The sequence below is a fragment of the uncultured Eudoraea sp. genome, assembly GCF_947260015.1.
Classification (GTDB): domain Bacteria; phylum Bacteroidota; class Bacteroidia; order Flavobacteriales; family Flavobacteriaceae; genus Eudoraea.
Window position 1 is genome coordinate 1 of record NZ_CAMYOM010000028.1, and the last position, 11,720, is coordinate 11,720.

The following is an 11,720-nucleotide window of genomic DNA, read 5'->3' on the forward strand; positions in this document are numbered from 1 at the left end:
TGGGAATATGTCGTTCACAATACAACTCCGGTCATTTGCAGAAAAAGCATTGTTCCCTAAATAAAAACGGAGGATATTTGTATCCTGGTTTTTATTAAAAACGATTTTAAAATTTGTCTAGACTTCCTTTAATGTCTGATCCAAATTAAATGTTAAAAACACTTACTTTTTTAGCCATATTTTTTACTTCTATAGCATTTTACGGTCAAAGTAATATTAAATCCTCTATTTACTACGGTCAGAATAAAACCAGGTCTTTTATTGTTAAAAAAATCAATAAGAATATTGTCCCCGATGGGGTTTTGGACGAACCCATATGGGAAACAGCGAATAGCGCCAATAATTTTTGGGAATATTTTCCTTTAGATTCCATTCAGGCCAGACAACAGACAGATATTAAAATGCTTTATGACGATAAAAACCTTTATATTGGAATTACGGTTTTTGCTTTGGGTAAGGATTATGCCATTCAATCCTTGAAAAGAGATTATAGAGCCGGAAACAGCGATAATATTAACTTACTTTTTGATACATTTAGTGATGGTACAAACGCTTTCTTATTTGGTATTAATCCCTATGGGGTGCGCAGAGAGGGCCTTGTATCAGGTGGAGGCCAGGACTCCAGGAATTTCAATACAACATGGGATGTAAAGTGGAAAGGAGATTCAAAAATTTATAGCACCTGGTATACTTCTGAAATGGTTATTCCGCTCACTTCATTTAAGTTTAAAGAAGGAGAAACAAAATGGAGGTTTAACAGTTACCGGTTTGACAGTCAATCTAACGAAACCAGTACCTGGGTGAATGTTCCTCAAAATCAGAATGTAGGGGGATTGGCATTTATGGGAGATATGGTTTTTGAAAAACCTCTGGGTAAATCCAGAACCCCATTAGCACTTATTCCCTATGTAAATGGAAGTATAAAAAAGGATTTTGAAGAAGACAATACCACTAACAAGTTTTCGGTTGGTGGAGATGCAAAAGTTTCTATCGGTAACAGTATGAATTTGGATATTACTGTAAATCCTGATTTTTCTCAGGTTGAAGTAGATGATCAGGTGACGAATCTCACGCGTTTTGAAATTTCACTTCCCGAAAAAAGACAATTCTTTATAGATAATAATGACTTGTTCGGAAGTTTTGGAGACTCCAGAGATGCAAACCCTTTTTTTTCCAGAAGGATAGGTATTGCAGAGGATACTGCGGATAATACCATTGAAAATAAAATCATAGGAGGAGTTAGATTAAGTGGGAAATTAACAAAAGACTTACGGTTGGGTTTTCTTAATCTTCAAACTGCATCAGATGAAGTAAATGAAATCCCGTCTAATAATAATATGATGTTTGCCCTGCAGCAGAGAGTTTTGGCAAGGTCTAACATTGGTGTCTTTTTTATTAACAGGCAATCCCTTAAAGATTACGATTTTCTTTTACCGGAGGATAAATACAACCGTGTACTGGGACTGGATTACAATCTGATTTCACAAGATAATGTATGGAATGGGAAATTCTTTTTTCAAAAGTCATTTCAGCCTGATAGTAACGGTAAAGATATAGCCACTGGTGCACGCCTGGAATACAACTCCAGAAATTATAAGGCCTCTGGTAAATTAGTATATGTAGGCGAAGATTTCAGATCAGATTTGGGTTTTGTCAGACGTACGGATATTTTAAAAAGTTTTGTTCAATTTGAACGTGTATTTTGGCCAAGTAATAGTTTTATCCAAAATCATTCATTCCAGTTTTTTCCCATTTTTATTTGGAGCCCAAGTATGGATTTTAAGAATACTGACAATGAATTCAGCGGCCAATGGGAAGCCAGGTTAAAGGATCAGTCCAGGTTCAATGTAGAATTCTCGAATAAGTATACTTTTTTAATTGATGATTTTGATCCAACGGATACCGATGGTGGCATTCCTTTACCCGGAAATCAGGGATATCACTACAACAGCGTTAAAGCCGAGTTTAACTCAGATCGTAGAAAAATCTTTTCTTATTCCGTTGAACCATCTATTGGTCGTTTTTTTAATGGTGACCGCTTTTCTGTTCAAGGAGGAATGACCTTCCGTTTTCAACCAAAAGTATTTCTCTCTATGATAATGAGGTACGATAAAATTGAATTGCCCGACCCCTACCCCAGTGCAGACATTTGGTTGATAAGTCCAAAAATTGAAGTCACCTTCAGCAAATCAATATTTTGGTCAACCTTAATTCAATACAGCAATCAGCGAGACAATTTTGGTATAAATTCCAGATTACAATGGCGTTTTGCTCCGCTATCAGACCTTTTTCTGGTATATAATGATAATTATTTTGTAGATGGTTTTGCGCCAAAGACCAGATCTATTAATCTAAAAATAACCTATTGGTTGAATATTTAGGTTCATTTTTATAGTGAACAGCCCCATCTAATTTCATTATATTTGATGGCTTTTCACCATTAAATAATCTTCCATGAACCATTTACCAATAACTGAAGACACCGTAATTTTTGGTTTACTATGTCTCTGTCTTGGGTTTGTATTTTATACATCTTCCATTAAAACCGGATTTTGGAAAAAATTCTATACTATTGTTCCAACGCTGTTAATGTGCTACTTACTACCAGCAATACTAATCAGTACAGGTCTCATCTCTGAAGAAAATTCAAGGTTGTATTATATAGCCAGCAGATATTTACTGCCAGCGGCGTTGGTACTCATGACCTTAAGTATTGATCTTAAAGCTATCGTAAACCTTGGTTCCAAAGCTCTTATTATGTTCTTAACAGGAACCGCCGGAATAATTATAGGTGGTCCGATTGCCATCTTAATAGTTTCAAGTTTTTCTCCCGAAACAGTGGGAGGAAATGATTTTGATGCGGTATGGAGAGGTTTATCTACCATTGCGGGAAGCTGGATTGGCGGTGGGGCAAACCAGGCTGCAATGTTGGAAGTCTTTTCCTATAACCCTAAAAAATTCGGTGACATGGTACTGATAGATATCGTGGTTGCAAATATTTGGATGGCTATAATTCTTCTTGGTATTGGGAAGTCTGATAAGATTGACAAGTGGTTAAAAGCTGATACTTCTTCTATTGAAACCCTTAAAATAAAAGTTTCCGAATATACTGCAAAAATCACGCGGATTACAACGCTTCACGACTATATAATTATGTTGAGTTTGGCGTTTACAGCAGTTGGTATTGCTCATTTTAGTGGCTTCCATTTTTCAGAATTCTTACAGGAAAATTTTGAAGTTATCCGGAATAAGCAAAAAGCTCTTTCTTCCCTGGGTTCAGAATTTTTGTGGATGGTTGTTTTTGCCACGACCATTGGTATAATACTGTCCTTCACCAAGGCTAAAAATTATGAAGGAGCCGGAGCAAGTAAAATAGGAGGGTTATTTATCTATATCCTTGTGGCTACCATTGGAATGAAAATGGATTTAAGAAGCTTTTTGGACAAACCAGGTTTAATTGCAGTAGGTCTAATCTGGATTTCCATACATGCGGGTTTATTAATTCTTGTGGCTAAAATTATTAGAGCTCCTTACTTTTTCCTGGCTGTTGGAAGTCAGGCAAATGTAGGTGGAGCGGCATCTGCACCTATCGTGGCCGCAGAGTTTCATCCGTCGCTTACTTCTGTAGGTATTCTACTAGCTGTCTTGGGTTATGTGGTAGGGACCGCAGGTGCTTATATATGTGCCCTACTTATGGAAATTGCTTCAAAAGTTTAAATTTCCAATAAACTTTAATGATATTTGCGGCAGAATTAAAATAATATGAAGAACGTAATAATTACTATACTAAGCTGTGCCATATTAGCGTCTTGCGGATATAAGGATACTGAAAATACCATGACAGTTACCGGTAAAGTAAAAGGATTAAAAAAAGGCACGCTTTATCTTCAACATATATCAGATACTTCCCTTGTTGTAATAGATTCTCTTAAAGTTGAAGGTGATGGAAACTTCCTTTTTAAAACTGAGCTGGAAAGTCCGGAGATTTTTTATTTGTACCTCGATAAAAAAGACAATAATGATATAAATGACAGGATTACTTTTTTTGGCGAACCCGGTACAATAACTATTAACACGAATTGGAACACATTTGATACCAAAGCAAAAATTAAAGGTTCTGAAAACCAGAAGAAACTTGAAGAATACAAGAAAGTCATGACCCGTTTTAATACTACAAATCTGGAAATTATCCGGGCAATTTATGACCCTGAGACCCCTAAAGATTCTCTAACTCAGGATTCCATTCAAAAAGCAAGTGACATGAATATTCGAAGGGGTTACCTCTATGCTCTAAATTTTGCTCTTAATAACAAAGCATATCATATTGCCCCTTATATAGCCCTAAACGAAGTGCCGGATGCAAATATTATTTACCTGGATTCTATTAATAATTCATTAAGTCCGGAAGTAGCCAATGGTAAATACGGGAGGGCTCTTCAAGAATATCTTGAAGAGAAAAAAAATTAATAATACAAGAAGTAAAGAACTAAGGTAATTTATTAAGTTTATCAACCAGCCCTCTGGCTTTTTCTTCCAGTTCTTTGCGGACGTTCTTTAGGTGTTGCTTTTTATTGTCTACACTTTTCATATTTACTTTAGAAATTAAATCATCAAAAGTAGCAATCGCACCATCAATAATCTCTGACCCTTCTTTAGAACCTGGTTTGTCATTGGAAGCCTCAACAATATAAACTGCTTCTATAATATCGCCTAAAACGTAATTAATGTCTTTTTTTAATTCTCTAATATTTGCCATTGCTGAATAATTTTGTGCAAAAATACACTTTTTCAAATAGTAATTTCCAGAAGTTTGGCTCGTTTAGTACTCAAAAGAATATTGCTGGTAATAGCCGGTACTAAAACTGTCTCGCCTTTTTTAATCAAGATTGATCCAAAATCGTTCTTTATCAAAACTTTTCCATCAATACACATGTATATCGTAAAGGAATCCTGATCGGAAACATCGCACTGGATATTTTTATTTAAACTTATAAAGTTGGTTTTAAAATAGGGGCAATTTACCAATGGGTTAGCAACGTTTGCTTCTTGCCTATAGCTAACTTTAAAGTCGTCTTGCCTATCATAACTAATTGCGTCAATCGACAATTCTGTATGTAATTCTCTTAGATTTCCCTGAGCATCTTTTCGATTATAGTCGTACACCCTGTAGGTTTGGTCAGATGTTTGCTGTATTTCTGCTAATAATATCCCTGCGCCTATGGCGTGAATTTTGCCTGCACTTATAAAATAAGTATCACTTTCACTAACATTTTCATAATTTAATAGATCAGTTAATGTATCATTCTTCAGACTTTCCACATATGTTTCCTTAGAAATATCTTCTTTAAACCCAATTATCAGCTCAGCATCATTATCGGCATCCATTATATACCACATTTCGGTTTTGCCAAAAGAATTATGACGTTTTCTTGCAAGTTTATCACTAGGATGCAACTGAATGGAAAGATCTTTTTGGGCATCAATGAATTTAATAAGGATTGGAAACTCTTTTCCAAATCGTTCCAAGACACTTTTTCCAAGTATCTCTTCAGGAAATCGATTAATTAAATCCGTAAGGCTAGTTCCTTTAAAAGAGCCATTGGCAACAATCGAAACATCTCCGGCTACTCCAGATAATTCCCAGCTTTCTCCAACGAGATCACTTTCCAATTCTTTACCTAATAATGTGCCCAGCTTTGTACCTCCCCAAAGACGTTCTTTAAGTATAGGATAAAATTTAAGTGGATATAAATTCATTTCAATTTCAATTTTTTAAGCGCATTTAATGCCTTTTTCATGTGCTGGGAAGCATTAAAACTATTGAATACCATCAATATCACGCCTTCCTTGCTTACCAAATAAGTTTCTCTGCCGGGAAGTAAATTGAACAACTTACTCTCTACTTTAAACAAACGGCGTACTTTCTTATGTTTATCAGCCAAAAGTTTGAATGGTAAGCGATATTTTGATGCAAATCTACGATGTGTACTCTCAGAATCGGAACTGATGCCGACAACTAGTGCTCCAAGTTCGGTAAATTCCTCATAACTATCTCTGAAAGAACATACTTCTAATGTGCAACCAGGAGTATAATCTTTAGGATAAAAGAAAATTACAAAGGGTTTCTTTCCTACTATCTCTTTACTGTTGAATAACTTGCCATCCTGATCATGTAATACAAATTGCGGTATGAGTTGCCCAACTTTCAGGCCCATAATTTATCCATTGTAGGTGACAAAATTACGAGGTGTTTCATAAAGAATAACTTCCAGTTCCTTGCCTGCATCTATATGAGGCCGTAATTTATTGTAGATCACAATAACTATATTCTCTGCAGTTGGATTTAATGTTCTAAACTCCGGAACTTCAACATTTAAATTCTTATGGTCCAGGGCATCTTCTATCTCAGACCTGATCAAATCTTTTAAAATTTTCATATCTATGACAAAACCGGTCTCAGGATCAATATCTCCAGTCACGCTAACTACTAATTCATAGTTATGTCCATGATAATTGGGATTATTACATTTGCCAAAAACTGCATTATTCTTTTTATCATCCCAATCTTGACGGTATAAACGGTGCGCAGCATTGAAATGTGCCTTACGGCTGACTTTTACTTTCATTTTATCTGATGGTTTTGAATAAGATGATCATAAAACTTTTCAAATATTATTTTGAACCAGACCGTATATGTTTCCGGGTTGTCCGAAATATCCTTTTTAATTTTTGCCGGACTCATCCATTTCCAATTTGCCACTTCGTCCGTATTTATAACTGGTGGGTCTTCATTCTTCCTGTAGTCGCCTTCTACCAGCTTCTAAACTAGTCTCGCCCTGACGTTGATGACTACAACAGGTATTGGTCCACAACAATGGAGAATGATATTTATGTTGCGCCCTTTGCTGTAACATGGTCTCACCATTTTTATTCATAATAAAAACTGAAAAAGCTCTATGCAGTACTGCCTTTTCATGAGCCTCCATTTTAGGCATTAAACCAATCTCTTCATCTAGTTGATTTACGAGAATAACATTTTCCTCTTTTTTATTTCCCATCTTGCAAAAGTAGCATCTTTATGCAATATTCAGGGTTAAGAGTATCAAAAAAATTGATAAAGTTAAGTAACTATATAAGAGATAATTCTAGAAGAAGCGTGGAGACTTTAAGTTTCCTTTGACTTTAATAAATTCATATCTCAAAATTATTTCAAAGGAACCATTATTAAAAGTAGCCTGTCCCAATTCTGTAATTTCTCTGTCATAAGCTACACCTATTAGAAATGAAGGAGACACCTGAAATCCTACCAGTGCACTAAACGCAGCATCCCACCTATAAGCGAGCCCCATTATGAGTTTATCATTGTACATAAAATTTGCCGATAAATCTACTCCCAAAGGCGCACCCTGTACTGCTTTGAGCAACATCGCAGGTTTAAATTTCCAAAATGCACTCATATCAAAAACATAACCTGTAATGAGATAAAAGTTCATTTGCTCCTTTGCAGTTGAAAGCGAGGACTCATCAAAATGAGAAGTTTCCAAAATTCTGGGAACGGATATTCCGACATAAAACCTATCTGTATGATAATAGACTCCACCGCCTATATTGGGTGAAAACCTATTAGTAATATCCTGCTGTAATGTTGGGTCCGGTCCGCCGGGATTTGTTACATCCTGGTTTAATTCAGAAAATCTGATATCTAACAAACTTGCGCTTGCTTTTAATCCAAAACTTAAGCGAGATTCCTTAGCCAGTTGTAAGGTGTACGAAAAGTCGAGATCAAAAAATGTTTCTGACGTAGGTCCAATTTGGTCGTTTACAACCGATACTCCAAGACCAACACCTCTATATCCCAATGGTGTATGCATATTGAAAGTTTGGGTTTTTGGCGCGCCATCCAAACCTACCCACTGAGACCGATATAATCCTGCTATACTCATATGACCTCTGGAACCTGCATATGCCGGATTAACACTAACCGTATTATACATATATTGAGTATACTGCGCATCCTGTTGAGCATAAATAATTTCCGTAAATAGAACAACCAGAAGAAAAGACAGTGTTGTCAGGCTTTTCTGAAAAAAAATATTACGTGTCAATTTTAGCATTGGTTTATCTATTTATGTATATGTATCCGGATAGCGATTTCTGCACACCATCTTCATTTTCATAGTCCAGGATGTAGAAATATGTACCTACAGGTAGTTTGTTGTCTACGTCTACAGTTGCTCTACCTTGAGATGTACCATCAAAGACATTACCCTGGGTGTTATATGCATTTGTAGTATAAACTTGTACACCCCATCTATTGTAAATGCGAATTGTATTATTTGGGAAATCTTCAAGCCCTCTAATGCTTAAAACATCATGAATACCATCTCCATTGGGGGTTACCACGTTGAAAACCTCAATGTCCTCTTCACTGGCATTAGGTTCCAAATAATCTGGTGTGCCATCAGCATCTATATCATCATTGGTAAAATCACCATCACCATTGGTATCCTCGTCAGCAGTAGCTATAAGATCATCGTCATCATCCGTATCCCTATAATCAGATTCGGAATCACCATCTGTGTTTGGTAACATATCAAAAGGATCATCAATTTCATCGTTTACATCGTCATCAATAGCTGTATAACCCTCATAACCGTCATCAAGGCCATCGTTGTCCTTATCAGATCCTATAAAGATTGCATTTGCAATGCCATTATTATCCATATCATGCCCCTCAATATTATCTGGAACATTGTCATCATCACTATCGGTATCAACATAATCCGGCAGACTATCACCATCTGTATCTACAGGAAGAATTCCTAATCCACCGCCATTCTCATATACATCATCAAGGCCGTTATTATTGGCATCTATCCCACTAGGTGCTGTGTAGTCTGCAGTAGATTGCGCTTCTACATTGTCTGGAATACCATCATCATCACTGTCTATGTCAAGATAATCTGCTATGCCGTCACTATCGGTATCTGTTGGATTTGTTGAAGGATCATTATCCCCATCTAAATTCAAATCTTCAAAACTGTCCACTATTCCATCATTGTCTGTATCAAGGTCTACTCCAATTGGGTTTACCAGGATAGTAACTGTAGCAGTACTGCAGTTAGATATATTATCACATAGTGTATAGGTAAAGGAATCCGTCCCAATATATCCGGGATTTGGCGTATAAGTGATACTATCATCAGAAGGGTCTCCCGGAGTACCATTATTATTGATTACAGCTGTACCGTCAGCCGGACTTGTATTGGTAAGTGTCCCTACGGTAGGAATATCGTTATCATTTGCTAAAATGTCTATATCAACAGCAATATCTTCTATTGTCGCAATAGAATCGGGCAATGCATCTACTATAGGTAATACATCTACCGTAACTGTTGCTGTACTGCAATCTCCCGTGGTATTACAGACGGTATAATCAAATGAATCGGGTCCGTTATAATCCGGATTTGGCGTATATGTAACAATGTCATCTGTTGGGTCATTCGGGGTCCCGTTGTTATTAATACTAACTGAACCATTGGCAGGATTTGTAGTTGTCAAAGTTCCTATTGTAGGGAGATCGCTGTCATTGTCATAAATTGGGACCATGATAGAAGTATCTTCATCGAGCGTAATAAGGTCGTCTACCAAGGTGGCTGCCTGTTGCAGACATACTACTGTGAAACGAGGGAGGTCCATTGAATTACCGGCTTTATTTATTGTGGCGGTATAGCGAACTACCGAAGTTGTTGATGTAACAACCGGCTGTAATTGATTTCCTGCAACGGCCGGGTTCCAGCTTACAGTGGCACTGCCACTGACATTTGCGGTAATGTCCAGAGTAACCTGGTTATCAGGAGCTGTACAATCTGTTAAAATGAAATACCCTGTTGCATTTGAACCACACAAAGTACCGTCATAAGTTGCAAAGTAAACCCCTGGAGTACTAGTCTCATAAAAGAAATTTGTACTTAATACTGTAGAAGTATCTGAAGCTTCATACCATCTAAAATTACTTTCGTCACCGCTATTAGGTGCCTGAAGCAAAAACTGTGCATTAACAACATTGGAGCCAAAGAATGTAACTATGGCTCCTAGTATTAAAAGTTTATTTATGTTGATTAGCTTCAAACCCCTAATTGAATTATTTTTTATAGTATTATTTTACCACAAAGACCACGTTGATCAATGAGTTGTAATCTGCAGGTTGACCTATAATTTCATAGGATAATACCCCACTGGCATTTATTGTCATTGCACCGGGGGTTGTATTAAATACCAATGGATCTGCATAAGTCACATAATAATATAAATCTGTAGCGACATATGTGGGTACCGCCGTAGGTGCTCCGGTACTTACGGCTGTTGGCGTTGCAAATTGCGCCGTATATTGTGTATACAGGTTTACATTGAAGTTGCCATTGGTCGATGCGTCAATTGCAATAGAAGGAGGATAGAATACCCTTGCTGCCTTAGATGTAATAGGTGCGATAGCCTGAATTACTTCCTCCACATTGGTTTCATTGGTAGGTGAACCCACCCCACCTTCGTTAACATCCAGTGCCGTTCTTAGTAGCACCTCGTCATCATATTGATCATCTGAGCTTATTACCCACCCGGAAGTTGTATATCTGTATATAGCTTGATCATCGGTATTGAACAATACAGATCCAATGTTTGGGCCGACAATAGCAGTCATCTCTGCCGTTGTTGCTGTTGGCATTCCCATTACCGAGTTCGCGTCTATTTGAGCTGAGACGGTCACAGTCAGAAATAAAAAGAATACTATATAAAATGTACTTTTCATCGTTTTAATTTTTTATGTTCTATCAATCTTATTACGGAAGTTTAATAACCGTATACATGAATTCTAAATCAATATCATCCTTTGATGTCGTACCATTGTCACTATCACCAATATTGATCTTAAAGCCGCTTGTTTGCTGATCATAATAGGTTATTCCAGGATCGTCATAATTCGCTGATGTATTACCCGGGCAATCCCCATTACAATCTATTGTTGCTAATTGAATGATATAATTGGCATTAGAAAGCGCCGTGGTAAACGTAATTTGATAATCCCCTTCATTAATCCGTGAAACTGTGGCCTGATAAATTGATGCAGCCGTTCCGTTGCCATTGACTTTTCCTGCTGAATAGATCACAGGTAGATTAAGGTATGCACCTCCATCAGAGCCAGCCGTAATCTGATTATCAGCATCTGTACTAATTACATCGGCCGTTTGTGCCGTAGCTGACTCGTTGGTATATGTAATAACTCCAGTTGCGTTATCTTGTGACAGCGTTGTTACAGTTTCGTTGATTACTACAGGAGTACTGGCCTCATTAGTATACGTTCCAATTGCGTTTCCGGACCCTGCTGTACCAGTCATTGTGGTAATAGTTTCTGTATCAGACAGGGAAGAAAGGTCAACCGTTAAGTCACTACCATTCTCAATACCTACGGTCAATATGTTGGTCGCTCCGTTAAGGGTTAATACATCTATATTCTGATCATCTGTGCCAAGTGAAGCAAGCGGTACCGAAAGGGTTCCATCACTATCGGTGATTTCAAGGTTACCTGCATTTACTGCAAAGACCGTGTTTACCTCATTGGTTACACTACCATCTACTTCTGTAGCGGTGATGATATAAGGATCACCTGTGGTTCCTGTGCCGGTTACCACATTAATCCCTGCGCCGGTGACTATCGTTTCTGA

At 37.2% G+C, this 11,720-nt stretch carries 11 protein-coding genes and 1 pseudogene; 3 read left to right on the forward strand and 9 right to left on the reverse strand.

The genetic code is table 11. The features are described from left to right. Nucleotides 1-149 precede the first annotated feature (149 nt). The 3 genes from Q0X66_RS11520 (at nucleotide 150) to Q0X66_RS11530 (ending at nucleotide 4,467) form a co-directional block, all read left to right on the forward strand. Entirely contained in the window at nucleotides 150-2,381 is a 2,232-nt protein-coding gene (locus Q0X66_RS11520; protein ID WP_297706492.1) for a DUF5916 domain-containing protein, read from the forward strand. A 73-nt stretch (nucleotides 2,382-2,454) separates the two neighbouring features. Continuing rightward, the gene (locus Q0X66_RS11525) at nucleotides 2,455-3,717 is read left to right on the forward strand and encodes a DUF819 family protein (protein WP_297706494.1); all 1,263 of its coding nucleotides are present in this window, start codon (nucleotides 2,455-2,457) and stop codon (nucleotides 3,715-3,717) included. Nucleotides 3,718-3,762: 45 nt separating this feature from the next. Further along, on the forward strand, nucleotides 3,763-4,467 hold the full coding sequence (locus Q0X66_RS11530) for a DUF4369 domain-containing protein (protein ID WP_297706496.1): 705 nt from the start codon (nucleotides 3,763-3,765) through the stop codon (nucleotides 4,465-4,467). Nucleotides 4,468-4,486: 19 nt separating this feature from the next. Here Q0X66_RS11530 and Q0X66_RS11535 read toward each other — a convergent pair whose 3' ends face one another. The 9 genes and pseudogenes from Q0X66_RS11535 to Q0X66_RS11575 all read right to left on the reverse strand — a co-directional run. Then, nucleotides 4,487-4,756, reverse strand: a complete 270-nt coding sequence (locus Q0X66_RS11535) for a hypothetical protein (RefSeq protein WP_297706498.1) — start codon at nucleotides 4,754-4,756, stop codon at nucleotides 4,487-4,489. A 32-nt stretch (nucleotides 4,757-4,788) separates the two neighbouring features. Continuing rightward, nucleotides 4,789-5,757 carry a type I phosphomannose isomerase catalytic subunit gene (locus Q0X66_RS11540; protein ID WP_297706500.1) on the reverse strand — a complete coding sequence of 323 codons (969 nt, stop codon included), beginning with the start codon at nucleotides 5,755-5,757 and terminating at the stop codon, nucleotides 4,789-4,791. Beyond that, nucleotides 5,754-6,215, reverse strand: coding sequence for a peroxiredoxin (locus Q0X66_RS11545; protein WP_297706502.1), 462 nt, complete (start codon nucleotides 6,213-6,215; stop codon nucleotides 5,754-5,756). Before Q0X66_RS11545 ends, Q0X66_RS11540 begins: the two co-directional genes overlap by 4 nt. Nucleotides 6,216-6,218: 3 nt before the next feature. After that, nucleotides 6,219-6,626, reverse strand: a complete 408-nt coding sequence (locus Q0X66_RS11550; RefSeq protein ID WP_297706504.1) for a 6-carboxytetrahydropterin synthase — start codon at nucleotides 6,624-6,626, stop codon at nucleotides 6,219-6,221. Next, nucleotides 6,623-7,058 (reverse strand): annotated as a pseudogene (locus Q0X66_RS11555) (NUDIX domain-containing protein). Before Q0X66_RS11555 ends, Q0X66_RS11550 begins: the two are co-directional and overlap by 4 nt. An 87-nt stretch (nucleotides 7,059-7,145) precedes the next feature. Then, entirely contained in the window at nucleotides 7,146-8,114 is a 969-nt protein-coding gene (locus Q0X66_RS11560; RefSeq protein ID WP_297706506.1) for a type IX secretion system membrane protein PorP/SprF, read from the reverse strand. A 4-nt stretch (nucleotides 8,115-8,118) separates the two neighbouring features. After that, the gene (locus Q0X66_RS11565) at nucleotides 8,119-10,116 is read right to left on the reverse strand and encodes a gliding motility-associated C-terminal domain-containing protein (RefSeq protein ID WP_297706536.1); all 1,998 of its coding nucleotides are present in this window, start codon (nucleotides 10,114-10,116) and stop codon (nucleotides 8,119-8,121) included. A 43-nt stretch (nucleotides 10,117-10,159) separates the two neighbouring features. Further along, on the reverse strand, nucleotides 10,160-10,807 hold the full coding sequence (locus Q0X66_RS11570) for a hypothetical protein (protein ID WP_297706508.1): 648 nt from the start codon (nucleotides 10,805-10,807) through the stop codon (nucleotides 10,160-10,162). Between the two features lie 31 nt (nucleotides 10,808-10,838). Then, nucleotides 10,839-11,720, reverse strand: an 882-nt coding sequence (locus Q0X66_RS11575) for a hypothetical protein (RefSeq protein ID WP_297706510.1), incomplete at its 5' end; no start/stop codon positions are given.